Source organism: Aeromonas sp. MdU4, from assembly GCF_041929505.1.
GTDB lineage: Bacteria > Pseudomonadota > Gammaproteobacteria > Enterobacterales > Aeromonadaceae > Aeromonas.
Genome location: NZ_JBHFMW010000001.1, coordinates 174,989 through 198,225, shown reverse-complemented (window position 1 = coordinate 198,225; position 23,237 = coordinate 174,989). Strand labels below are relative to the sequence as shown.

Sequence of the window (23,237 nt, the reverse complement as noted above, 5' to 3'; positions counted from 1 at the left end):
GTCATTCACTAGACTTTTGTGGCAAGGCGTGCTGTTTGTGATCCGGGTATCATGTAATTGCGTGCGGTATATTTTTGAACATTTTTGTTAGTGAACAAAAAAGAGGCCCAAAGGAAGCTTTGGGCCTGAACATATATTGGCAATGAATGATGGTTATTTATTATTTGGCGCGGTCGGTTTCTGTGCCGTCATGATAAATTTCAGTTCACCACCGGCACGAATATCGCTGTGGTTGAAGGTCAGATTTTCCCCTAACGGCTTGCCGTTGATGGTGACCGATTCCACATAGATATTTTGGGGGCCATTGTTTTCGGCGAGCACGGTGAATTTCCCGCCATCGAGATCCATGGTCACCTTGTCAAACAGTGGTCGACCTATGGTGTAAACCGGGACTCCTGGCGTGACCTGATAGAAGCCCAGCGCACTCATGATGTACCAGGCAGACATTTGCCCCACGTCCTCATTGCCAATCAACCCGGTGGTGGTTGGATGGAAGAAGCTGCGCACCGCCTGATCCACATACTCCTGGGTTTTCCACGGCTCTTTGGTCCAGTTATAGAGATAGGGTACATGGTGATCCGGTTCGTTCCCCATCACGAACTGGCCGATATAGCCGGTCATATCCCCTTGCGAGGTGTCGGCATTGGAGTTGGCGGTGAAGAGGGCATCCAGATTCTTCCTGAATTTCTCCTCGCCCCCCATCACCTCTTTGAGCCCCTCGATATCGTGGGGAACAAACCAGCTCCACTGCCAGGTGTTGCCCTCGGTAAAGTCCTGTCCCCGGTGTTCGGCTCGATAGGGCCAGAAGATGTCATAACGGCTGCGATCGTTGATGTCACAGTTTTGTGGTGGTGTAACGGGGTTGCCATTGTTGTCGATGGCACAGGAGGGGTAGTTGTTGACCCAGCTGCCATCGTAATTTTTGGGGCGCATAAAGCCGGTCGAACCATATTTGCCATATTCCGCCGGGTTGTAGTCAAAATAGGCGCGCCAGGTAGTAGCCCGGGCCAGATAGCGGTTCTCGGCGGATTTGTCGCCAGCCAGGCGGGCCAGCTGGGCGATACACCAGTCATAGTAAGCATTCTCGACACCGTACGAGACGGATTCGTTGACCAGCTCATCGTACTTGTCCTGGGCCATGCCACCCTCTTCCGGCTTGTATTTGACGTTGGCCGGTACATAGCCGTGCTGTTCGGCATACTGACCGTGACGGGTCATCACGGTGAAGCGCTTGTCACCGTTCCAGGGATCCTGATAGGGCACCCAGGTTTTGGTCAGCTCGAGGTCAAAATTGGCGGAGACGTTGGCCGCCTGCAATGCCAGCTTTATCTCTTCGGGCGTGAATGCATCCGGATATTTGACGATGACATCGGCGATGATGGAGACCGCCGGGTAGCCGACCATCTCGCCGGTATAGTCGGAGTGCAGCTCCCACTTCGGCATGATGCCGCCGGTTTTATATTTGTTGAGCAGATCGTGCACATAGTCGATGGCGCGCTCTTTTTCGATGATGGTCTTCAATGGGTGGGCGGCGCGGAAGGTGTCCCACATGGAGTAGACCGAATAGTTGGTAAAGCCCGGCTTGGCCTGATGCACCTTGCCATCCATTCCGCGATATTGACCATCCACATCCTGATAGACGAAGGGGGCAATGTAGGTGCGATAGAGCGAGGTATAAAACATCGTCTTGTCGGCATCGCTGCCACCCTCCAGGGTGAATTTATTGAGCACTTTTGCCCATGCCAGTTTGTTCTCCTGCACCACCTGATCGAAGCGGTAGCCATGTTCATCGGCGCGCAGGTTGGCCATGGCCCCCTCTATGCCAGTGCCCGAGATCGCCATCTTCATGGTGATGGGCTGCTCCCCTTTGGCAAAGTTGAGCTGGGTCACCACATCCCGCACCCGGGGTCTGGTTTCGCCATACCCGATGTAATCGGCCAGACCCACCTCGGTGTCGCTGCTCAATTTGCCATCGACATAGAGGAGCTGATCCACAAACGGCTCGGAAAACTCGGCGTAGAAAAAGACCGTTTGCCACTGCCCCCACTCGTTGCTGGTTCTGGCTCCGGCAATGGCGTTGTCGCTCACCCGCTTGAAGTAAATGTTGCGGGAGTGGTTACCGTACTGCTCCAGCAGCTCGTGCTGCAGATCAAGCTGGACTTTGCGATCTTCACCCGCCGGATAGCTGTAACGGTGGAAGGCAACCCGCTGGGTGGCAGTCAGTTCGGCCTGGATGCCGGTCTCCACCAGATCCGCTTTGTAATAGCCCACCTCCGACTGTTCGCTCGTCTTGTTGATGGTGACCGGATCGGTATTGCTGCCGGTGAAGGGCAAGAAGGCGAAATCATTGAGATCCCCCTTGCCTGCACCCGAGATATGGGTGCTGCTGAAGCCGGAAAGCTTGGTCAGATGGTGGTGATAGTCGGAAGGGGAGCCCTTGCCATTCCAGTTGGCCGGATTCCAGTTGTCCGGGCCCGGCTGGATCATCCCCTCCGGCATGACCGGGGCCGGATTGACATTGCCCAGCCCATCGGTGCCGATCAGGGGATCGACATATTGCAGCACCTGCAGCGGGTTGTCGGGGCGCTCATTGTCGGTGGTGGTCTCATCGTTTGCGTTGCAGCCATAAAGACCCAGCAGGGTGGTCACCACGATGGCCAGCTTATGGGGTTTGAACATCTGTTGCTCCTGAATACCGGATATGAAAATGCGGCAAGCCGGGGGGCTTGCCGCTTGCAGCGTTACGGGGTCGGTTTCTGATTGGTCATCACAAAGCGCAGCTCACCACCGGGATAGATTTCGCTGTGGGCGAAGGTGTTGTACTGGTTGAGTGGTTTGCCATTGATGGTTACCTCTTTGACATAGAGGTTGTCCGGGCTGTTGTTCTGCGCCACCACGTTGAACTGGCCGTTGGGCAGGTTGATGGTGACCCTGTCAAAGATGGGACGACCGATGGTGTAGGTCGGATCACCCGGAGCTATCTGATAGAAGCCCATGGCACTCATCAGATACCAGGCTGACATCTGGCCGACGTCTTCATTGCCGATCAGGCCATCCGGGCTGTTTTTGTAAAACTCTTTGTAGACCTGATCGAGGTACTCCTGCGCTTTCCAGGGCTGGGCAGTGCGGTTGTAGAGATAGATGACATGGTGGGAGGGCTCGTTACCGTGGATGTACTGCCCGATGTAACCTGTCATGTCCTGATGTGCCTCACCCCCGTTGGGGTCGGCGTTGAACAGGTTGTTGAGCTTGTCGTTCAGTCCCTGCTGGCCGCCCATGATCTCGGTCAGCTTGTCGAGATCCTGCATGAATGACCACTGCCACTGCCAGGCATTGCCCTCGGTGTAGTAGAACGCATCGGACTTGTAGGGATCGAAATCGGCTGGTGCGTATTTCAGGGCGCACGGGTCGCCGTTTTTCAGCTCGGTCGGCACGAAGAAGCCTTTGCCATCGGCATTGCCAGCCTGGGGATCCCAGTGTTTGAGCGAGTTGTAGGAGCGCGCCTTGAACTCCTGATAGGTGGCCATGTCGCCTGCGGCCTTGGCCATTTCGGCGATGGTCCAGTCGTAGAAAGAGAACTCCAGCGAATAGGAGACCGAGTTCCAGTTGGGATAACGGACGCACTGCTCTTTTTCGTGATAGCTGAGCTGGCCAGCCATCAAGGAGCTCAGAATATCGTCGTCGATTTGCGGGTAGTCGGCGGGTCGGTAGTGGGCGGATTTCACCGACGCTTGCAGCGCCTCTTGCGCATCGATCAGCCCCTTGGTGACCGCATCGGCGAGGATGGCGGTCGAGGGGTAGCCAATCATGGTGCCGGTTTCCGAACCGTGACCTTCCCACTTGGGCAGTAGGCCAAACTCCACGTTGGATTTGCGGATCAGATCCTTGGCATACAGGGTCGCTTGCTCCGGGTCCATGATGGTCCACATGGGGTGAACGGCACGGAAGGTATCCCAGGTCGAGTAGATGGAGTAGTTGGGGGTATCACCCGGTTTAAGGCTGCGCCGTGTGCCTTGCATATCCAGGTATTGGCCATCCACGTCGTAGAGCTCGATGGGGGCAATCATCATGTGGTAGAGGGCGGTGTAGAAATTGGTCTTCTCTGTCTGTGTGCCCCCTTCGGTGTTGAGTGTTGCCAGTTTTTCGGCCCACGCGTATTCGGCGTCTGACTTCACCTTGGCAAAATCAAAGGTGGGTGCTTCTGCCTCCAGATTCTTCTGGGCCCCTTGCCAGCTCACTGCCGAGATGCCGACCCGGATCTCGATGGGCTGCTCACCCGGGCCAAAATTGAGGTAGGCGGTCAAGTCATCACCCTGATAGACGCTGTTTTGCCGCATCTCCCGGGTCGGCAGCTTGTCCTGCTCGCCCAGCATGGCCCTGGCCACTGGCTGGCTGAATTTGGCGTAGAAGAAGATGTTCTGGCCCTGATGATTCTGGCCCTGGAACCAGCCCGTCGAGGTTCTGCGGCCACGCAGGGTGTACTCATCCACCACTTCGACTTTGTTTTTCAGCGACTGACCGTTGTTGTTGAGCAGGGTGTGGCCCAGATCGAACTTCACATTGCGATCTGCCCCCTTGGCAAAGGTGTAGCGGTGCAAACCGACCCGTTTGGTGGTGGTCAGTTCAACCTCGATGTCACCCTTGTTCAGGCGGGTTTGGTAATAGCCGGCACTGGCATGCTCGTTGACTTTATCGAAAGCGTTGAGCTGGGTGTCTGCCATATCCGAGTAAGGCAGCACCAGAATGTCGCCGAGATCGGTGGCGCCGGTGCCGGAGAGATGGGTATGGGAGAAACCGTACAGCGGGACATCGGTCGCGACGATTTCACCCGTGAGGTAATTGGAGGAGTCCCAGTAGCCGGAGGCAGAGTGCCAGGGGTTCATGCCTGACTCCTGATCCCTGTTGGAACCGATAAAGGTATCTGGCGAGAGCTGCACCATGCCCGCTGGGCGCGTGGCGCCGGGGAAGGTATGGCCGGATGCGGCGGTGCCGATCATGGGGTTGACGTATTTCAATACCGACAGGTCGACGACGGGTTGTACCGGCCGCTCGATGGCGGTCGGTTCTTGCTCGCTGTTGCAACCGGCGATGCCGCCAGTCAGCGCGGCAATAACCGCAAGGGAGAGGAGATTGCTCTTGAACATGGGCATTCCATTATTTGAGTGATGATGGGGGAGGGAGCCCTCCCCCGAACGGGTGGTTAACGGGAACCGGCAGGCATCTCGCCTTCATGCCGGAACGCGCCAATCCCTTGTGACGGCGGCAGATCTTCCGGTTGACTGCCCCAGTTCTGATTGGGGGTGTCACCCATGACGAATTCAAGCTGGCCACCACTCAGGATTTCCTCATGAGTGAGATAGCTGCGATTGAATTCGCTGCCATTGAGGCGAGCAGACTGGATGTAGATGTTGTCGCGGCTGACGTTCTGGGCCGTGACGGTGAACTGCTTGCCATCACCCACATCGAGCGAGGCTGTGTCGAACATGGGGGTGCCAATTTCGTAGATGCCGGAGGAGGCATTGACCGGGAAGAAGCCCAGCGCCCGGAACACGAACCAGGCAGACAGCGTGCCAAAATCATCGTTGCCACAGATGCCGTCGGGGGTGTTTTTGTAGCAGACGTTGGTGGCGGCCGCGATGGCTGCCTGTCCCTTCCAGGGCTGCCCTACGTAGTTGTAGAGGTAGGGCACATGGATATCCGGCTCGTTGCCCTGCACATGCTGGCCCACGTTGCCGGTGTTGAAGACCGGGAACTGGTTGTCGCCAGCGTTGCGATCCGGGTAGGTGGTCCAGTACTCGTCCAGTCGTTTGGCAAACAGCTCGCCGCGTTTGGCCTGAGGATTCTGGGTCTGGTCGAACCGGGTCATCAGATCGACCAGGCCATGAATGTCATGCTGAACACTGAAGGAGTATTGCCAGCCATTGGATTCCGAGAAGGCCCAGTTGAACATGTCGGGGCGCCAATCCTTGCCCACCGCCCGTCCGGTTTTCGGGTCTACCCAGCCTGCATCGATGAACTTGCCATCGTAGTCACGGGCCTTGAACCATCCTTTGTACTGCTTGCCGCCAAAGTCAAACTGCGCCTGCCAGTTCTTGGAGCGATCGGCAAACTCCTGATAGCGGGGGTCGCTTTCACCAAATACAGTTTTGATCGATTGGGCGATAGCCCAGTCATCCATGGAGTACTCCAGCGAGTAGGAAGCAGTCCAGGCATCCTTGAAGGGGGAGTGCGATTCCCAGTCATTGGTCGGCGGCGTGTCGTGCAACTGGGCAGGCACGTAACCCTGCCGTTCGTACTCCTTGATCCAGGCAACCCCCTGGCTGGTGGATGCGCGGGCATCGGTGATCATGGCGGTCACCAGTCGCTCCTTGATCTCCTGACGTTCGGCATCGCTGAAGCCCAGCGCGATCATCCGTCGGTCCAGCGAGCCCTTGGAGAGCACATCGTGGATCACCGGGGTGGAGTGCATCCCCATCATCATGCCGGTCTCGTTACCCTTGAAGGTCCACTCCGGCAATCGGCCCTTGCGCAGATTACCCTGATCGTCCAGCCACTCCTCCTCGGCGTAAGAGAGCATGGAGAGCACCACATCGGCGAGGCGATCCGGCTCCAGCAGTGACGAGAGAGGTTGTACTGCGCGGTAGGTATCCCACAGGGAGAAGGTGTCATAACGGGTAAAGTCCGCTTTGCCATCCCGGTTGGCATCGGCGGTGCGAACCGACTCCTTGAGGGTGTCGATCTGCTCGCCCCAGGGGGTATTGCCCTCCGGGTAGGCATTGCGTCCCTGATGGACCTGACGGTAACGCCCGTCCAGATCGGAGTGGATGGTCTGGCCCAGATAGGTGTGGTAGAGCGCGGTATAGAAGGTCTGTTTGTACTCTTCATCCCCGGTAACCCGGATCTTGCCCAGCTCTTTTTCCCATTTTTGGGTCGCAGCCTGACGGACATCGTCGAACGACATGCCAGCCACTTCGGTCATGTTGAGGGAGGCTCCAGCGTTGCCATCCTTGCCGATCTCGACGTTTGATAGCGCGACTTTTGCCTCGACGGTCAAACCGGCTTGCGCGGTATCGAATTCAACATAGGCACGCGCGTACTGATATTTACCGCGGGTTTCGTTGCCGATTTCGGTGATGCCTTCCGGCACATCCAGATAGCGGTTCTGATCCTTGTCAAAATAGGCGAAGCGGATGTTCTTGATGGGTTGATCAAACTCCATCACGAAGAACTCTTTTTGACTGGGGGCCCAGCCGTCAGAGAAGCGATGCCCCTCGATCCGGTTGTTGGTTTTGTCCCATTTCAGATAGGAGTCGGAGGTGTAGTCCCAGTTGACCTTGAAGCCGAGGTTGACCACGATTTCCGATTTTTTATCCTGCGGGAAGGTATAGCGATGGACACCCACCCGATCCGAGGCGGTCAGCTCGGCTTTGATGCCGTAATCCTTCAGATTGACCTTGTAGTAGCCCGCGGTTGCCTCTTCATCCTTGTGGCTGTAGCGGGAGGCTTCCAGATTCAGTGACGCCGACCCCTCGTTCAACATGTAATTGGAGCGGGTGTTGATAGGCATCACCAGAATATCATTGAGATCACCGGCCCCGGCTCCCGAGAGGTGAGTGTGGGAAAACCCGGCGAGGCGGTTGTCGTGGTAGTAATAGCCGGAGATGTATTCCCAGCCATTGGCCCCATTATTGGGCGACAGCTGCACCATGCCATGCGGGGTCGTGGCACCGGGATAGGTATTGCCCAAATTACCTGTGCCGATAAACGGATTGACGTAACGGGAGAGGCTGGTCTCTTTGTGTTCGTTGTCTGCAGTGTCACTGTCAGTTTGACAGCCAGATATACCAGCCAATCCGGCAAGCACGGCACAAGCGAGTAGAGAACGGGTCAGTTTCATATTTGTCGCCATCGGTTAGTGTGAGTAGGGTACGGAACGTATAAAAATCGGATAATGCAGTCGCCGGATCTGCCAATGAATATCTGCCTGATGGGAGGGGCACCTGCATGTATTGCCCGAATATCACTGGATATGCTTGGTAATACGGTCAAACATCAGCCAGATAAATGGATAATGAAAAAATCTGGCAATAGAGGCGGTAAAAATAACAGCGCAGGACAAAACAGGCATGTTCGCCTGAGTTTGAAATAATGGGTTCTGCCTCATCTGAAATAAATGGCAAAACTGTCGCTATATCTTGAATATATAAATAATCTGACGCGCTCTTCCTGCTGCCTGTAAATTAACGATTTCTATTATTTCTGTGATTAATTTTTGGTAACAGAGGAAAAAAATGGCATTAACTGGATTTTTATGACGTGTGCGGTAGGGTGTGAGCTGGCTCGCATAACTGCAGGGCGGCGTGACCCGAGAGGCCAAATGATATTAATCATTATAAGTCAGCGTGTTATTCTTCGACGTTGGCTTAAATGAGCGGTTTTATGCCACCCTGATGTGGCGAGGCGATCAAAAAAGGGGCCCAAAGGGCCCCTGGGTGATGTTTCTCTTATCAGCGGTTGCTGGCGCGGGCAAAACGCCCTTCGGCAGTCACGCGATAAACACCGGTGCTGGCAGGCACAAACGCGGATTGGCCGATGGCCAGTGTCAGGCGCTCGTCATCTTGACCAATCAGGGTGATGGACCCATCGATGGCAAACAGGATCTCTGCATTGCTGGTGGTGAGGATATGTTCCCCGGCACCATACACGCTGAAGGTGAAGTCCGGTACCGGCACGTCGAAGTGTTGTACTGTGCCTTCCATCCGGGGGCTGAGCAGGATCTGGTCGTCCGGTTTGGCGACGCAGCGGGTGCAGGCCAGCAGCTCCGGTACATCCATGTATTTGGGGGTCAGGCCGGCACGCAGCACGTTGTCCGAGTTGGCCATGATCTCCAGGCCAGTGCCGTGAATGTAGGCGTGGGGGGTCTGGGCATCGAGGAACATTGCCTGACCCGGCTCGAGGGTGACCACGTTGAGCAGCAGTGGTGAGAAGAGGCCCACATCTCCCGGATACTGGCTGGCCAGATTGCTGATGGTGGCGAAGGTCTCCTCATCCTGATGGGCGGCGGCATAGGCCAGCAGGCCAACCAGCGCCTCATCCTTGCGCTCACCGCTGAGGATCAGCAACTGGTGGAAGAAGTGCTGCAGGCCTGCCTCATCGGGTGATTGACGCAGCGCCGCGGTCAGGTCGGTCAGCGCTGGCAGTGCCATCCGATCGAACAGGGCCAGGATGGCCGGAATGGCACGAAAGCCGTTCATCGCCTGATAGCGGGTCAGGGCAAAGACCAGCTCCGGTTTGTGGTTCGGATCCTTGTAGTTGCGGTTGCTCGCCTTGATATCGATGCCTGCGGCCTCTTCCTTGGCAAAACCGGCTTCGGCCTGAGCTTTGCTCGGATGTACCTGGATGGAGAGGGCTTGCTCGGCGCAGAGCACTTTGAACAGGAAGGGGAGTGAGCCGAAACGGGCAACAGTAGCTTCGCCCAGCATGGCGACGGGGTTGGCTTCAATCAGTCGGGAAAGCTTCAGTTGCTCTTTGGCAACAGTGACTTCGGAGCAGCCATTGGGGTGAGCGCCCATCCACAGTTCTGCTTGCGGTTTGCCCTCCGGGTTGGCGATGCCAAACAGTTTGGTCAGGGAGTCATGACTGCCCCAGACATAATCCTGGATCGGGTTGCTCATTAGAAAAAACGGCGGGTAGCTCATGGATGGCTCCTTGTATCAGAACGATTTTTTGGGGAATTACGGTCTGGCGCGGACTATAGCATGGCAGGGGCGGCGCACCGCAATCGGTTGCTCTCTGCATCTTGATCAGGATCATTCATGAGTATCATCTTTACCCAGCTGTTGGATGGCTTTCTAAGTGAGGGGGAGGGCTTTGAAAAGGTGCTGTTTGCCTCTGACAAAGGCGTGCCTCCCTGTTTCAGTTATCAGGTCAACTTTCCGCGTCTCGAGCTGGTATTCAGTGGCCACTATCTCAACCAGATCTGGTCCCCTGAGGGGGATGTGCAGTCGGTACAGATGGGGCAGCGGGAGGCGATGTATATTCCCCCCAACGGCTGGAACAAGCCGGACTGGGACAATGACTGCTCCGTGCTCAGCCTGTTGTTTGGCAAGCGCCAGATAGGGTTCAGTCTGGTGAGCAAACACAAGGGAGATACCGGTTTCTTCGATGTGCAAAAGCACAGTATTCAGGCCGGTGCCGGACGGGCGCTCGATCATATCCTGCTCTCCCTCAATACCCTGGCGCAGGAGCAGGTGAGGGCACCGATGGACAATCACCTGCTGCAGGCACTGCTCAGTTACTCCCGGCAACTGCTGGTGGAGTCGGAGAGCGGTCGTCCTCGCGGCTCCGATCTCTTCCACGGCATCTGCATCTACATTCAGGAAAACTTTCACCGCCCCATCAGCCGCGAATGCATCGCCGCCCGCTTCAATCTCTCCCCCAGTCACCTTTCTCGCTTGTTCCGCCAGCAGGGGCATATGCGGTTGGCGGACTACATCAGTTGGGTACGGTTGGAGCGGGCCAAGTTCATGCTCAAGAAGTATCGCTTCCGCCTCGAAGAGGTCGCCAATCGCTGCGGCTTTACTGACGTGAACTACTTCTGCCGGGTGTTCAAGCAGAAGACCGGGTTGACCCCTTCCCAGTACCGCTCCCTGAGTCAGCCACAGGCTGCTGCCAGCGAGCTGGAGGGATAGCGGGCCGGTGTCGACGGGGGTTGTGACGGCGCACTGGCAGGTGGCTACCTCTTTGGTCTGACATGCTTTCTTGTCGTTTTATTATGAAAATGAATGGGCTAAGATGGCCGCGCGCAACAAACAAGTTGATAACAAACGGAAGTTAGGAGATGCCGATGGAAAGCAAAGTAGTTATCCCGACCCAGGGTCAGAAAATCACAGTCGATGCCAACGGCAAGCTGCAGGTTCCCAACCATCCGATCATTCCGTTTATCGAAGGGGATGGCATCGGTGTTGACGTGACCCCGGCCATGTTGAATGTGGTCAATGCTGCGGTCGAGAAAGCCTACAAGGGCGAGCGCAAAATCGCCTGGATGGAGATCTACACCGGCGAGAAGTCGACTCATATCTATGGCGAAGGTGCCTGGCTGCCGGCCGAAACCCTCGATTTCATTCGTGAATACTGCGTGGCCATCAAGGGCCCGCTGACCACGCCGGTCGGCGGCGGTATTCGCTCCCTCAACGTGGCCCTGCGTCAGGAGCTGGATCTCTATATTTGCCTGCGCCCGGTCCGTTACTACGAAGGGACCCCGAGCCCGGTCAAACGTCCGGATCTGACCGACATGGTGATCTTCCGCGAGAACGCCGAAGACATCTACGCCGGTATCGAGTGGAAGGCCGACAGTGCCGAAGCGAACAAGGTGATCGCCTTCCTGCAAAACGAGATGGGCGTGAAGAAAATTCGTTTCCCCGAATCCTGCGGGATCGGCATCAAGCCGATGTCCAAGGCCGGTACCGAGCGTCTGGTGCGTGCCGCCATCGAGTATGCCATCGACAATGATCGCGACTCCGTGACTCTGGTGCACAAGGGCAACATCATGAAGTTCACCGAAGGTGCCTTCAAGGATTGGGGCTATGCTCTGGCCCAGAACGAGTACGGTGCCCAGCTGATTGACGGCGGCCCCTGGTGCTCCTTCAAGAACCCGAAAACCGGCAAGACCATCGTCATCAAGGATGTCATCGCTGACGCCTTCCTGCAGCAGATCCTGCTGCGCCCGGCCGAGTATGATGTCATCGCCTGTATGAACCTCAACGGTGATTACATCTCCGATGCGCTGGCTGCTCAGGTGGGTGGTATCGGTATCGCGCCGGGTGCCAACATCGGTGACGGCGTGGCTCTGTTCGAGGCAACTCACGGCACTGCGCCGAAATATGCCGGTCAGGACAAGGTCAACCCGGGCTCCCTGATCCTCTCCGCCGAGATGATGCTGCGTCACATGGGCTGGGTCGAAGCGGCCGATCTCATCATCAAGGGGATGGAAGCGGCCATCGCCAACAAGACCGTCACCTATGACTTCGAGCGTCTGATGGAAGGTGCCACCCTGCGCTCCTGCTCCCAGTTTGCTCAGGACATGATCGACCAGATGTAATGATCGGTTGATGGTCAGAAACGCAAAACCGGCGCCATGAGCGCCGGTTTTTTTATCGGTGAAGAGCGAAGGGACTTATTGCGCCTGCTCTACGTGTTGCTGATAGCGCTGCTGCCATTTGCTGGTTTCTGCGTCGTCTCCCTGTGCCTTCCAAAAGGCGCAGATGGTGTTGGCGAGCTCCGAGGCCATCGCGTGATCTCCGTCACGGCGACTCATCAGATAATCTCCCAGCCAGCTTTGATATTGTTTCATTACCCGATCTCCTTATCTCATGTGCCCGTGATGGTGCCCATCTCTGATGGGAACCGGATGGCTCGCCATTAGGGGTGACCTCATCAGGCATGATGGTGCAGAGTCACGACCCGGGCAGAGAGCCCGATAGGCAATCTGGCGGCGAACGTGACGCGAGATGTCAAAAAACGAGCGCCATTTTAGCACAAACTGACCAACTTGGGGAAATTGTCGCCACGGATTGTAACGGATCAGCTCCATCCCCTTGTTCCCAAAACAGAAAACCCGCCGTGATGGCGGGTTTATTGGTTGTTAAATGTGGCAAAACAGCTTAGATCCGGGCGGTAGCCAGGTATTTGGCCATCTCTTCGGCGGGGACCATGCCACCGCCGGTGGCCCATACCAGATGGGTGGCCTGTGCCATGGTGGTGGCATCAAAACCACGCGTGGCTTGCCACTCGGGGTTGGCCGCGATGCGCCACGGGCCAGCCATGCCAGCCAGAGCAGAAGGTTCGAGTTTGATCTGCTCATCGCGCGCCAGCAGCCCCAGCAGGTCATACATCTCCTGATCGCTCAGGGTGTAGAAGCCATCGAGCAGCCGCTCCATGGCGCGGCCGACGAAACCGGAGGCACGCCCTACCGCGAGGCCGTCGGCGGCGGTGAGGTTGTCGATGCCCAGATCCTGCACGGCAATCGCGTCGTGCAGCCCGGTGTGTACCCCCAGCAGCATGCAGGGGGAGTGGGTCGGCTCGGCAAACAGGCAGTGAACATGGTCACCGAACGCGAGCTTGAGACCAAATGCCACCCCGCCCGGGCCGCCGCCCACGCCACAGGGCAGATAGACGAACAGCGGGTGCTCGGCATCCACCTTGATGCCCATCTGGTCGAACTGTTTTTTCACTCGCTCGCCCGCGACCGAGTAGCCGAGGAACAGGGTGCGGGAGTTCTCGTCATCGATAAAGAAACAGTTGGGGTCGCGTTCGGCCTCTTTGCGCCCCTGTTCTACAGCCACCCCGTAATCCTCGGCATATTCGACCACGATGACACCGTGCTCGCGCAGCTTGCGCTTTTTCCACTCTCGCGCATCGGCCGACATGTGGACGGTGACGGTGAAGCCTAGTTTGGCACTCATGATGCCGATGGACATGCCGAGGTTGCCGGTGGAGCCCACCGCAATGCTGTACTGGCTGAAGAATTGGCGAAACTCGTCCGTGAACAGTTTGCGGTAGTCATCCTCTTCCCGCAGCAGACCGGCTTTGATGGCCAGCTGTTCGGCATGGGTCAGCACCTCATAGATACCGCCACGGGCCTTGATGGAGCCGGAGATGGGCAGGTGACTGTCTTTTTTCAGCAGCAGTCGACCGGTGACCTCAACGCCGTAACGCTGGTTGAGAGTGGCCTGCATCGCCGGAATAGCAGCGATCTCGGACTCCAGAATACCATTGCTGACGCGGGTCTCCGGGAAGGCTTCGCACATGTAGGGGGCAAAGCGGGCCAGGCGGGCGGAAGCGTCCGCCACATTGTTGTTATCGAGCCCGACATAGGGCAGACCGACTGCCAGGGTGGTGGCGTTGGGGTTGAACCAGGTGACCTGCTCGAGATCAATCAGGGATTGCACCAGCGGAAATTGGTTGGTGAGCTGTTGTACGTCGATGTTTTTCATAGGGTTCTCGGTCTTGTTACACGATATAGGAGAGCAGGAAAGTACCGGCCAGTGCCATCAGGGAGGCAACAAAGGTGGCGGTGGTGTAGTACTTGAGCGTTTCGTTCAGGGTGGCACCGCAATACTGTTTGACCAGCCAGAACAGGGAGTCGGTCACCATGGTGCAGCCAATGGCGCCTGAGCCGATGGCCAGGGTCATGATCTCCGGGCTGATGTTCGGGTAGTGCACCATGATGGGGGAGACAATGGCAGTGGCACCCATCATGGCAACGGTGGCGGAGCCTACGGCAGCGTGCAGCACGATGGCGACCAGCCAGGCCAGCAGAATGGGGTGCATATCCAGCTGGGAGAGGATGGTGGCCAGGCTATCGCCCAGGCCGCTTGCCTTGAGTACCCCGTTGAAGGCACCACCCGCCCCGATGATGAGCAGAATGTTGGCGATGGAGGAGAAGCACTCCTCGGTCTTGCCGAGCAGCCCTTCCATCTTCATCTGCTGGCGGATCCCCAGCACGTAGTAGGCGGTGAAGGCGGCGATAAACATGGCAGTGATGGGGTTGCCGATAAACTCCAGCACGACATAGAGGTGGCTGGCGTGATCCATGTTGAGTTCGGCAACCGTCTTGGCCAGCATCAGCAGGATGGGCAGCAGCACGGTGAAGAGCGAGGCGCTTAAGGTAGGGAGAGTTGCTTCATCGCGGGCCTTGATGTCGGCAAAGGCGGCTGGCACCTCCTTGAACGGTACCCGTTTGCCCAGCAGTTTCAGGAACAGCGGGCCGCCCACCAGTGAGGCAAACAGGCCCACCGCCAGACCATAGACGATGACGGAACCGATATCGGCACCCAGCTGATTGGTGACATAGAGGGCGGCAGGGTGAGGCGGCACGATGCAGTGCACGGCCATCAGGGCGGTACAGAGCGGAATGGCCAGGGTCAGCAACGAGGTTCTGGTCTTGCGGGCGATGGAGAAGGCCAGCGGAATAAGCAGCACCACGCCGACTTCGACAAACAGGGTGATGCCGCACACCAGACCCACCAGCACCATGATGACCTGGGGTGAGAGCCAGCGGCACTGTTGCAGGGCGAGACCGATGCGTTCCGCCGCGCCAGACACCTCCATCATCTTGCCGAGTATGGTGCCAAGGCCGATGACGGCGGCGAGAAAGCCCAAGGTGCCGCCAATGCCCTCTTCCATGGCATTGACCATCTTGAGGGGGTTCATCCCCATCAGGGTGCCGACATAGAAGCTGGCCAGCAACAGGGCAAGAAAGGGGTGGATCTTGCCCTTTACTATGGTGACCACGATAAGAATGATGCTACTTAGCAATGTTGCGATGACCCACAATTCTGAACTCATACTGCGCCTCGACATCTGTTATATGTGATTGATTATGCACTATTGAATGAAATTGGCGGTTCCCTGACAAATGATGAAATCCGTCAGTTGGATGAGCTGAGTTGATGCAAAAGTGCCACATTCGTCACATCTCATCGAAATTGCATCTTTTGGTTCTCATGTGTGAACCCTAAAGAGTGGTTGGCGGGTGTATCATCGGCTGCTATTGCAGAGAGGTGGATGAATGTATCGCGGGGATAATTACATATCGCGCAACAAGCTGCTGAGCGGGTACCAGCTGGCCAAGTTGCATACCTTTGAGGCGGCAGCCCGTTATGGATCTTTTGCTATGGCGGCCGATGAACTGTCACTCAGCCCCAGTGCCGTCAGTCACCGGATCAGTGCGCTGGAAGAGGAGTTGGGGTTTAAGCTCTTTGAGCGCTTTCACCGCAAGGTGGTATTGACGGCGGAGGGGCAGCGGGTGTTCTGGGCGCTCAAATCCTCGCTGGAGTTCATCAATCAGGAGATCCTGGAGATCAAAAATCAGGAGCTCTCCGGTACCCTTACCATCTATTCGCGCCCCTCCATCGCCCAGTGCTGGCTGGTGCCCAGGCTGGCGGATTTCTCCCGGCTCTACCCGCAGATCGAGTTGAATATCATCACCGGCAACGAGAACATCAATCTGCACGGATATGGTATTGATTTAACTCTTTATTTTGATGGGAAAACCCCGGAGCGACTCGCTATCCATCCGCTGATGGATGAGTACATGCTGCCAGTCTGCAGCCCGGAATATGCCGAGCAGCACGGGCTAACCGGCAATCCCGTCAACTTGTCCCAGTGTCGTTTGCTCCATGATCGGCAGGCGTGGGGATTTGACTCCGATACCGATGAGTGGAGCAGCTGGGCCCGCCAGACGGGGGTCACTCTTGAGGCGTGTCAGCTGAGCATGGGCTTTGATCGCTCGGATCTCGCCATCATCGCCGCCATGAATCACGCCGGGGTCGCCATGGGGCGCAAGAATCTGGTGAGCAAGCGGCTGGCGCGCAACGAACTGGTGGCTCCCTTTCCGGGACGGGAGGTCAAGTGTGAGCAGCGTTACTACATGGCAACCCTGCCCAACCGCGAGTGCCCCAAGATCCAGGCTTTTATCGACTGGGCACAGGGAATGGCCGGGGAGATGGGATGAACAAGGCTGGCATTACCGCTTTTTGATTGACGAAAACGCTGATGCTGCGGGGAAGGTGGCGGGCTTGGCGGGGGGCAATATGGCCAGAACCAGAGTGGCTTGTCGCCTTGCTGCCATGACCTGATGGCTGGCAGCAAGGCGACGGTCGGTATCAGGTGGTCTTTTCCAGATGGTTTTGGTAAATCTGCTGCCACTTGTCCAGTTCGGTGTCATCCCCCTGTTGCTGCCAGAACTCGCAGATGGAGCTTGCCATCTCGCATGCCATGGCATGGTCACCATCACGACGACTCATCAGGTATTGCCCCAGCCAGCTTTGATACTGTTTCATTGCTCGATCTCCTTATCCATTTCACCCTTGATACTGCCGCTGCGGGCAACCCGTCCGGGGTGTTGCACCACAGTCCACTTTTGCCGTGCAATCTGGCGAGTTGGCATCTTCAGTACGGCCATTACTATCAATTCAGACAGTTAGCGCGTGCGAAAAGCGCGAAAGTGTTAAAAATTGGCCACCACCTTATCACAAAATGGTGTGATATGCAGGCTGTGGGGCCAATTGAGTTATAAGCGCAGGTGTACGTCCCGAGATAACGACAAGGATTGACGGACTCTGACGGAGTCAATCTTGTGCAGCGAGCAGCCATATGACCCGTTACAGGGTCAGACGGCGCGCCTGCCAGTAGCGACTGTTCCAGTAGACATTGTCGAGGCGGGAGCGGATCACCCCTTTGCTGGTGGAGGCGTGGATAAACTCACCGGCCCCGGTGTAGACCCCAACATGATATTGCTGCCAACCGGTCTTGAAGAAGACCAGATCACCGTGCTGCAACCGGTAGCGATCCACCGGTTGGCCGATACTGGCTTGGGATTCGGTGGTTCTTGGCAGATTGACCCCCAGCACCTGGCTATAGGCGAGTTGGGTGAAGGCGGAGCAGTCGAGGCCAGCACGGCTGGCACCGCCCATCCGGTAGGGGACACCACGCCACTGTTGGTAGAAACCGTCAAATGCACTGCTCTGGCGCGGGGCAGGCGGCTCCGGCGTACTGGAACAGGCGGCCAGCAGCAGGGTCAGCAGGATGAGCAGCAACGGACGGTACATCGGGGCACATTCTCCAGAACAAACGTGGCAAAACAGGTGTAACAGGACACGTTCGGCACGACAACTTTTCCATCATAAACAAGGTATTGGTCAGATACCTAGCTACATGTGACAAAAATGGTCGTTTTGTTGCAAAAAAACGCCAGCACGGTGGCTGGCGTTTGGGGTCTGGTGTCAGGAGACGGGGCTGATCAACGGTTTGAGCAGCTCCGCCAGCTTGTAGAAGGTCTGCACCCGGGTGGTGCTGGGGCGCCACACCAGCCCGATCTCGCGGTAGGGGTGTTCACCGGGCAGCGGGATGGCGACCAGATCGGAGTTGTCGAGAATACCGGCGTCGATCGCCATCTGCGGCAGGAAGGTGGTGCCAAGCCCGGCCTCCACCATTTGCACCAGAGTATGCAGACTGGTGGCGGCGAACGGGTTGATCTTGCTCTTGTCCCGCAGGCGACAGGCGCTCACCGCATGCTCGGTGAGGCAGTGCTCCCGCTCCAGCAGGAAGATGCTCTGGTTGGGCAGCTCCTTGTAGTCGAACGGGGTGTGCAGGCCAGCCGCCATGCTGGCGGGCATCACCATGTGGAACGGGTCCTGACCGACGGTCTTGCAGTGAAAGCCGCCGATCTCGATGGGCAGGGCGAGGATCAGTAGGTCGAGCTGCCCCTGCTCCAGTTGCTTGAGCAGATTGCTGGTGGTGTCTTCCCGCAGTAGCAGTTCCAGCTCGGGATAGGCCTTGCTGCACTCTTTGAGCAGCTTGCTCAGGAGGAAGGGGGCAATGGTGGGGATGCAGCCGAGCCGCACCGTGCCCTGCATCACCCCACCCTGATTGAGGCCGAGTTCCATCAGATCTCGCGCATCGGAGAGCAAATTGCGAGCCCGCTCGACGATTTCCATGCCGACAGGGGTCATAATGAAGCTCTTGTGGTCCCGCTCCACCAGTTGCAGGTTCATCATCTCCTCCAGTGTCTGGATCCCGGTACTCAGGGTCGACTGGCTGACATGACAGGCCTTGGCGGCGCGGTTGAAATTTTTGTGCTCGTCGAGAGCGACCAGATATTGCAGCTGTTTGAGGCTGGGCCAACGTTGCATAGAAAAACCCGATTAACGCTATCTATTTAATTTGATTTACTAATCTACCATCGGGTCTATAGTTTGTCGCTTGAATTAGATGGACTTGGCTCTAGGTAGCCCAATCCTGACTGGATTGTTCACTTCACATCAAGAGGAATTGAATATGGTATTGGTAGGCCGTCCCGCACCTGATTTTACCGCCGCTGCTGTTCTGGGCAATGGCGAGATCGTTGACTCTTTCAACCTCTCTTCCCACATCAAAGGCAAAGCTGCCGTCCTGTTCTTCTATCCGCTCGACTTCACTTTCGTTTGCCCGTCCGAGCTGATTGCCTTCGATCACCGTCTGGAAGAGTTCAACAAGCGCGGTGTGGAAGTTATCGGTGTCTCTATCGACTCCGAGTTCTCCCACAACGCCTGGCGCAACACCAAGATCGAAGATGGTGGCATCGGCCCGGTCAAGTACCCGCTGGTTGCTGACATCAAGCACGAGATCTGCAAAGCCTATGACGTTGAGCATCCGGAAGCGGGCGTTGCTTTCCGTGGCTCTTTCCTGATCGACAAGAACGGTGTCGTTCGTCACCAGGTTGTCAACGATCTGCCGCTGGGCCGCAACATCGACGAGATGCTGCGCATGGTCGACGCCCTGCAATTCCACGAAGAGCACGGCGAAGTGTGCCCGGCTCAGTGGGAAAAAGGCAAAAAAGGCATGACCGCCTCTCCGGATGGCGTTGCCAAGTACCTGTCCGAGAACGCTGCTTCCCTGTAATCGGGTTGTATACCGGATAATGAAAAACCGATGCCTTGGCATCGGTTTTTTTTATGCTCGCAATTCCTGTCTTGCTGCTTTCATTGGCGCGCTGATCTCTCGTTGCTTATGTGACATGCCGGATCTGCCGACTGGTGGCAGTGGATCGGATGGTGAATGCTCTCTGGCCTTGATGAGCAAAGTATTGCGCGGATTGCCATCTTGTTTCACAGGTGCAACAGTCAGAAAGTTTATCGCCCACAATTTGCAATAATCTAGGCTGGACTGGTCATGCCCTGAGAGAGGCAGAGATGCGAGGGGCATGTGATACCGTCGTCCGCTTTTGCCCGCATCGGCGAGGAATGGGTCGCCGCAGCGCGTTGTTGGCGATGGCTCGAGGCTGGCTTGATAGAGGAAAATAGTCATAAAAAAAGCGCGCCATGGGCGCGCTCTGGACAGGGGAGCAGGACTATTCGTCAAAGATCCCGAAGTGTTCCTTGGCGAAGTTGACTCGCTGCTCGACGTTCATCTTCACCTGACCCAGCTTCTCGATGGTCTTGAGGTTGGGCACCAGACCACGGCCGTTGGCGATCTGAATGGCCAAGCCCGGGCGGGCGTTGAGCTCCAGCAGCATGGGGCCGCGGAACTTGTCGAGCACCATGTCGGTACCGATATAACCCAGACCCGACATCTCGTAGCAGGAGGCCGCCAGCGTCAGCAAGGTATCCCAGTGGGGCACCTGAAGCTCATAGAGGTCGAGGCCGGTATCCGGATGGTGGCGCAGCGGATTGCCAAACTGCACCGCCCGCAGGGCGCGACCGGTACGCAGGCACAGACCCACACCGACAGCACCCTGGTGCAGGTTCGCCTTGCCATCGGAGGCCGAGGTGGAGAGGCGCATCATCGCCATCACCGGGAAGCCCTTAAAGATGATCACCCGGGCATCGGGCACCCCTTCGAACGAGTAGCCGTCAAAGACATCATCGAAGTTGATAAGGCCTTCTACCAGCGCCACGTCGGGCTTGCCGCCGAGCGAATAGAGCCCCGCCAGAATGTTGGAGACGTGGCGCTCCAGATCCTGACCGTTGCTGGCACTGCCGTTGGGTTTGTAGAAGAGACCATCTTCCTGACGCAGGATCACCAGGATCCCCTTGCCGCCCGAACCCCGTGCCGGCTTGATGCAGAAACCCGGCCAATCCTTGACCAGCTCGGTGATGCGGCCCACATCGTGCTGGGCGCGGATGGTGCCGATCAATTCCGGCACCGTGACGCCCGCATCCAGCGCGATACGCTTGGTCTGCAGTTTGTCATCCACCAGCGGGTAGAGGCTGCGCGGATTGTAGCGGCTGATATAGGAGTGGTTGCGTTTGTTCATACCGAGGATGCCTGCCTGCGACAGGCTCCACGGGGTGGTGTACTTTTCCCAGAACCACATCTGTTACTTGTCCTTACCCGGAGTGGCACCCGATTTGATCTCGTCTACCAGCGGTTTGAAGCGCTTCAGTTCGCTCAGCTTGTAGCCGGTGTAGTTACCCATCAACAGCACGGTCGCCATCAGCACCAGCTGCAGGCCGAGGAAGTTGAAGGTGAGGTGACGGATCAGTTCGTTATCCATGGCCAGATAGGCGATGACGGCCACCAGCAGAGACCCCCCCCCTTGGCGGAATACCTCTTTCGGGCCCTCTTCTTCCCACAGGATGGACATCCGCTCGATGGTCCAGGAGAGGATGATCATCGGGAAGAAGGTGATCTTCATGCCATCGGTCAGCCCCAGTTTGAAGGCAAAGGCGGAGAAAATACCGATCATCGAGATCACCATGATGATGATCGCGGATATTCGGGCGACCAGCAGCAGGTTAAGCCGCGACAGATAGGAGCGGATCACCAGACCGGTGCCGACGATCAGCAGGAAGCCGACCAGACCGGTGATGAGCTGGGTCTGGATAAAGGCGACCGCGATCAGCACCGGCATAAAGGTACCGGAGGTCTTGATACCGACGATGACCCGCAGGAATACCACCATCAGCACGCCAATGGGGATCAGCAGCAAGCCCTTGAACAGGGTCTGCTCTTCCAGCGGCAGGCTGTGGATGGAGAAGTTCATCATCTCTGATTTTTCAAACTTCTGGGCCAGCGCCACGCTCACCGGCTGCTCTTGCTCGATCATCGAGAAGCTGACGCGGGAGTTGTGACCACCGGTTACGTCCAGCAGCGCGCCGGAGTTGTACTCCCACAGCAGCAGGTTGGCGGGACGACCCTGTTCACCGGTTTGCGGGTTGAACAGCTTGTAGTCGGTCGGGCTGTTGAATACTTGCAGGTAGTCCACCAGCTCCTGACGACGGCGGCCATCTTCCAGATTCAGGGCATGGACCACGCGGGTTGGCACATCGGCATTGTTGAGCAGTTCGGCGACCAGGTTGGCGCGACTCTTGTGCTTTTTCAGCAGTTCGGCGTTCTGCTCCTGCTTCCCGATCTCCTTGATGATCTCGCGAGTCAGGGTGTAGCCGTCGGCGGAGCGCTCCTGGGCGCGTTCCAGGATCTGCTTCATCGCGGTGGCGTAAGGCTCGCTCTCGATCTGCTTCTCGATGGCGGGCGGTTGCGGATTGGCGGCCGGTTTGGCATGAACATCCGCCATCATGTCGACGCGGTAGTAGAGCTCCTGACGGCCGGAAGCGCTGCGGATCGACCACTCGGCGCGGGAATCGCCATCCTTCTCGACGAAGGAGAGACCGTAACCGGGGCTGGCGGCGTTCTCGTTCATCAGGGTAAAGCCGGGTTGGGTACCGGGAATGGCCAACGATGCGATCACCGGATCACCGGTCGCCTCGAACTCTAGCTTGGCTTCGATAGACCAGATCTGGCGCTTTTCACCGGGCGTCAGCGGTACGTCCAACGCGATGTGGTGATAGATCGTCATCCCCAGGCCGACAATGTACAGCAGGGCTACCAGCAAATAGAACGGCTTACGGGAAACCATGGATTATTTCACATCCTTGAGCTTGGGTTTGGGTTGGATATATTCGCGGGCCACATCAACCACGGCGATATCTTTCAAAAATTCACGGCCCAGCAGCACGGGGAAGGCCATGTCACTACGATCTTTCAGGGTAAATTCGGCCTTCTCGGTCATGTCGCCGATCCGCACCGCCAAACGCACCACCGGACGGCGGTCGAGATCGTCGGCAGAGGCCTGACGTACCCGCACGTGGCGTACCAGCGGGGCTTCGATCTGGATCTTGTCATCCACATCCTGATGGCTCAGGAAGAAGCGCACCCAGTTTTTGCCATTGCGCTCGAAAATGGTGATCTCTTGGGCGCTGATGGAGGAGGTGGTGGCACCGGTGTCGACCCGCGCCTGGAAAGCGTCGTTGGCGGCATCGACCCAGATCCACTCCGCTTCACCGACCATCAGCTTGCCGTCCAGGGTGTGGCCCTGATTGGGTGCCGGGCATTTATCGGTTGGCACGGCCATTGGCTTGGGGGGCTCGACGGGCAGGGTGGCGAGTTTGTTGTCTACTTGCTTGACTGACTCTTTCATATTGGTCACATCGGTGTTGAGCTGAACCAGCAGGTGCTGTTGCTGCACATACTGCTTCTGTTGCTGTTCCATGGATGTTTGCAGGCGCTGTTCGCTCTGGTTAAGTTCGCTACGAAGCTCGGCCAGTGTCAGAGCAGGAACCTGAGGCGCTTTTTCCATATTGACACACCCGCCGAGACTAAGCAGGGAGAGCAGGGTCATTCCTTTTAATTTGCTTTTCATGTCATTCATTTAACTGTGCTTCCTGGAATTGGGTCAGTGTAACTTCCTGAATCGC

General features: G+C 57.1%; 20 protein-coding genes. 5 read left to right on the top strand and 15 right to left on the bottom strand.

Annotated elements, in window-relative coordinates; all coding sequences use genetic code 11:
* Window positions 1-153 precede the first annotated feature (153 nt).
* From ACE1BR_RS00890 to ACE1BR_RS00880, 3 genes are all read right to left on the bottom strand, one after another.
* Entirely contained in the window at window positions 154-2,679 is a 2,526-nt protein-coding gene (locus ACE1BR_RS00890; RefSeq protein ID WP_374866742.1) for a GH92 family glycosyl hydrolase, read from the bottom strand.
* A 62-nt stretch (window positions 2,680-2,741) separates the two neighbouring features.
* A complete protein-coding gene (locus ACE1BR_RS00885; protein ID WP_374866739.1) occupies window positions 2,742-5,144 on the bottom strand; it encodes a GH92 family glycosyl hydrolase in 2,403 nt (800 codons plus the stop codon).
* A 56-nt stretch (window positions 5,145-5,200) separates the two neighbouring features.
* Window positions 5,201-7,897: a GH92 family glycosyl hydrolase gene (locus ACE1BR_RS00880; protein ID WP_374866737.1), complete on the bottom strand. Its 2,697-nt coding sequence runs from the start codon at window positions 7,895-7,897 to the stop codon at window positions 5,201-5,203.
* Between the two features lie 75 nt (window positions 7,898-7,972).
* On the opposite strand from ACE1BR_RS00880, the gene ACE1BR_RS00875 reads away from it, so the two are divergent.
* Window positions 7,973-8,149 (top strand): hypothetical protein, encoded by a 177-nt coding sequence (locus ACE1BR_RS00875; RefSeq protein WP_374866735.1) that lies wholly within the window; start codon window positions 7,973-7,975, stop codon window positions 8,147-8,149.
* 358 nt (window positions 8,150-8,507) lie between these two features.
* On the opposite strand, the gene manA is transcribed toward ACE1BR_RS00875, so the two are convergent.
* On the bottom strand, window positions 8,508-9,698 hold the full coding sequence (manA, locus tag ACE1BR_RS00870; RefSeq protein WP_374866733.1) for a mannose-6-phosphate isomerase, class I: 1,191 nt from the start codon (window positions 9,696-9,698) through the stop codon (window positions 8,508-8,510).
* Window positions 9,699-9,815: 117 nt separating this feature from the next.
* Here manA and ACE1BR_RS00865 point away from each other — a divergent pair, with 117 nt between their 5' ends.
* Window positions 9,816-10,691, top strand: a complete 876-nt coding sequence (locus tag ACE1BR_RS00865) for an AraC family transcriptional regulator (RefSeq protein WP_033135247.1) — start codon at window positions 9,816-9,818, stop codon at window positions 10,689-10,691.
* Window positions 10,692-10,846: 155 nt separating this feature from the next.
* Window positions 10,847-12,100, top strand: coding sequence for an NADP-dependent isocitrate dehydrogenase (gene icd, locus ACE1BR_RS00860; RefSeq protein WP_182933857.1), 1,254 nt, complete (start codon window positions 10,847-10,849; stop codon window positions 12,098-12,100).
* Between the two features lie 75 nt (window positions 12,101-12,175).
* On the opposite strand, the gene ACE1BR_RS00855 is transcribed toward icd, so the two are convergent.
* The 3 genes from ACE1BR_RS00855 to dsdX form a co-directional block, all read right to left on the bottom strand.
* Window positions 12,176-12,352, bottom strand: coding sequence for a hypothetical protein (locus tag ACE1BR_RS00855; protein ID WP_181221740.1), 177 nt, complete (start codon window positions 12,350-12,352; stop codon window positions 12,176-12,178).
* Between the two features lie 310 nt (window positions 12,353-12,662).
* Window positions 12,663-13,994: a D-serine ammonia-lyase gene (locus tag ACE1BR_RS00850; RefSeq protein WP_374866730.1), complete on the bottom strand. Its 1,332-nt coding sequence runs from the start codon at window positions 13,992-13,994 to the stop codon at window positions 12,663-12,665.
* A gap of 16 nt (window positions 13,995-14,010) precedes the next feature.
* Window positions 14,011-15,348, bottom strand: coding sequence for a D-serine transporter DsdX (gene dsdX, locus ACE1BR_RS00845; protein WP_275056501.1), 1,338 nt, complete (start codon window positions 15,346-15,348; stop codon window positions 14,011-14,013).
* Window positions 15,349-15,571: 223 nt separating this feature from the next.
* Between dsdX and dsdC the strand changes: the two genes are divergently transcribed.
* Window positions 15,572-16,516: a DNA-binding transcriptional regulator DsdC gene (gene dsdC, locus ACE1BR_RS00840; protein WP_374866728.1), complete on the top strand. Its 945-nt coding sequence runs from the start codon at window positions 15,572-15,574 to the stop codon at window positions 16,514-16,516.
* A 151-nt stretch (window positions 16,517-16,667) separates the two neighbouring features.
* Here dsdC and ACE1BR_RS00835 read toward each other — a convergent pair whose 3' ends face one another.
* The 4 genes from ACE1BR_RS00835 to ACE1BR_RS00820 all read right to left on the bottom strand — a co-directional run bounded on the left by ACE1BR_RS00835 (window position 16,668) and on the right by ACE1BR_RS00820 (window position 18,695).
* Window positions 16,668-16,844, bottom strand: a complete 177-nt coding sequence (locus ACE1BR_RS00835; RefSeq protein WP_317102334.1) for a hypothetical protein — start codon at window positions 16,842-16,844, stop codon at window positions 16,668-16,670.
* Window positions 16,841-16,966: a hypothetical protein gene (locus ACE1BR_RS00830; RefSeq protein WP_374866725.1), complete on the bottom strand. Its 126-nt coding sequence runs from the start codon at window positions 16,964-16,966 to the stop codon at window positions 16,841-16,843. Before ACE1BR_RS00830 ends, ACE1BR_RS00835 begins: the two co-directional genes overlap by 4 nt.
* Window positions 16,967-17,165: 199 nt before the next feature.
* Entirely contained in the window at window positions 17,166-17,612 is a 447-nt protein-coding gene (locus tag ACE1BR_RS00825; protein WP_374866723.1) for a C40 family peptidase, read from the bottom strand.
* A 174-nt stretch (window positions 17,613-17,786) separates the two neighbouring features.
* Window positions 17,787-18,695: a hydrogen peroxide-inducible genes activator gene (locus ACE1BR_RS00820; protein WP_374866721.1), complete on the bottom strand. Its 909-nt coding sequence runs from the start codon at window positions 18,693-18,695 to the stop codon at window positions 17,787-17,789.
* Window positions 18,696-18,840: 145 nt separating this feature from the next.
* On the opposite strand from ACE1BR_RS00820, the gene ACE1BR_RS00815 reads away from it, so the two are divergent.
* Complete coding sequence (locus ACE1BR_RS00815; RefSeq protein WP_374866720.1) at window positions 18,841-19,443, top strand: peroxiredoxin C; 603 nt, start codon at window positions 18,841-18,843, stop codon at window positions 19,441-19,443.
* 51 nt (window positions 19,444-19,494) lie between these two features.
* Here the strand turns inward: ACE1BR_RS00815 and ACE1BR_RS00810 are convergent, their stop codons facing one another.
* From ACE1BR_RS00810 to ACE1BR_RS00795, 4 genes are read right to left on the bottom strand one after another with little or no spacing between them, the layout of a single operon-like run.
* On the bottom strand, window positions 19,495-19,848 hold the full coding sequence (locus ACE1BR_RS00810; RefSeq protein WP_374866718.1) for a hypothetical protein: 354 nt from the start codon (window positions 19,846-19,848) through the stop codon (window positions 19,495-19,497).
* Window positions 19,849-19,891: 43 nt separating this feature from the next.
* Window positions 19,892-20,857, bottom strand: a complete 966-nt coding sequence (locus ACE1BR_RS00805; RefSeq protein WP_374866716.1) for an alpha-L-glutamate ligase-like protein — start codon at window positions 20,855-20,857, stop codon at window positions 19,892-19,894.
* Window positions 20,858-20,860: 3 nt separating this feature from the next.
* Window positions 20,861-22,399 (bottom strand): inactive transglutaminase family protein, encoded by a 1,539-nt coding sequence (locus ACE1BR_RS00800; protein ID WP_374866714.1) that lies wholly within the window; start codon window positions 22,397-22,399, stop codon window positions 20,861-20,863.
* Between the two features lie 3 nt (window positions 22,400-22,402).
* Window positions 22,403-23,191 (bottom strand): ATP-dependent zinc protease, encoded by a 789-nt coding sequence (locus ACE1BR_RS00795; RefSeq protein ID WP_374866712.1) that lies wholly within the window; start codon window positions 23,189-23,191, stop codon window positions 22,403-22,405.
* Between the last annotated feature and the right edge of the window lie 46 nt (window positions 23,192-23,237).

What these genes read in the sequence shown, in the direction of transcription:
- ACE1BR_RS00820 (WP_374866721.1), bottom strand. Translation starts at nt 18,695, where the DNA reads ATGCAACGTTGGCCCAGCCTCAAACAGCTGCAATATCTGGTCGCTCTC.
- ACE1BR_RS00865 (WP_033135247.1), top strand. Translation starts at nt 9,816, where the DNA reads ATGAGTATCATCTTTACCCAGCTGTTGGATGGCTTTCTAAGTGAGGGG.
- ACE1BR_RS00825 (WP_374866723.1), bottom strand. Translation starts at nt 17,612, where the DNA reads ATGTACCGTCCGTTGCTGCTCATCCTGCTGACCCTGCTGCTGGCCGCC.
- icd (WP_182933857.1), top strand. Translation starts at nt 10,847, where the DNA reads ATGGAAAGCAAAGTAGTTATCCCGACCCAGGGTCAGAAAATCACAGTC.
- dsdC (WP_374866728.1), top strand. Translation starts at nt 15,572, where the DNA reads ATGTATCGCGGGGATAATTACATATCGCGCAACAAGCTGCTGAGCGGG.
- ACE1BR_RS00850 (WP_374866730.1), bottom strand. Translation starts at nt 13,994, where the DNA reads ATGAAAAACATCGACGTACAACAGCTCACCAACCAATTTCCGCTGGTG.
- ACE1BR_RS00805 (WP_374866716.1), bottom strand. Translation starts at nt 20,857, where the DNA reads ATGTGGTTCTGGGAAAAGTACACCACCCCGTGGAGCCTGTCGCAGGCA.
- ACE1BR_RS00875 (WP_374866735.1), top strand. Translation starts at nt 7,973, where the DNA reads ATGAATATCTGCCTGATGGGAGGGGCACCTGCATGTATTGCCCGAATA.
- ACE1BR_RS00885 (WP_374866739.1), bottom strand. Translation starts at nt 5,144, where the DNA reads ATGTTCAAGAGCAATCTCCTCTCCCTTGCGGTTATTGCCGCGCTGACT.
- ACE1BR_RS00800 (WP_374866714.1), bottom strand. Translation starts at nt 22,399, where the DNA reads ATGGTTTCCCGTAAGCCGTTCTATTTGCTGGTAGCCCTGCTGTACATT.
- dsdX (WP_275056501.1), bottom strand. Translation starts at nt 15,348, where the DNA reads ATGAGTTCAGAATTGTGGGTCATCGCAACATTGCTAAGTAGCATCATT.
- ACE1BR_RS00795 (WP_374866712.1), bottom strand. Translation starts at nt 23,191, where the DNA reads ATGAATGACATGAAAAGCAAATTAAAAGGAATGACCCTGCTCTCCCTG.
- ACE1BR_RS00835 (WP_317102334.1), bottom strand. Translation starts at nt 16,844, where the DNA reads ATGAAACAGTATCAAAGCTGGCTGGGGCAATACCTGATGAGTCGTCGT.
- ACE1BR_RS00855 (WP_181221740.1), bottom strand. Translation starts at nt 12,352, where the DNA reads ATGAAACAATATCAAAGCTGGCTGGGAGATTATCTGATGAGTCGCCGT.
- ACE1BR_RS00890 (WP_374866742.1), bottom strand. Translation starts at nt 2,679, where the DNA reads ATGTTCAAACCCCATAAGCTGGCCATCGTGGTGACCACCCTGCTGGGT.
- ACE1BR_RS00815 (WP_374866720.1), top strand. Translation starts at nt 18,841, where the DNA reads ATGGTATTGGTAGGCCGTCCCGCACCTGATTTTACCGCCGCTGCTGTT.
- manA (WP_374866733.1), bottom strand. Translation starts at nt 9,698, where the DNA reads ATGAGCTACCCGCCGTTTTTTCTAATGAGCAACCCGATCCAGGATTAT.
- ACE1BR_RS00810 (WP_374866718.1), bottom strand. Translation starts at nt 19,848, where the DNA reads ATGACTATTTTCCTCTATCAAGCCAGCCTCGAGCCATCGCCAACAACG.
- ACE1BR_RS00880 (WP_374866737.1), bottom strand. Translation starts at nt 7,897, where the DNA reads ATGAAACTGACCCGTTCTCTACTCGCTTGTGCCGTGCTTGCCGGATTG.
- ACE1BR_RS00830 (WP_374866725.1), bottom strand. Translation starts at nt 16,966, where the DNA reads ATGGCCGTACTGAAGATGCCAACTCGCCAGATTGCACGGCAAAAGTGG.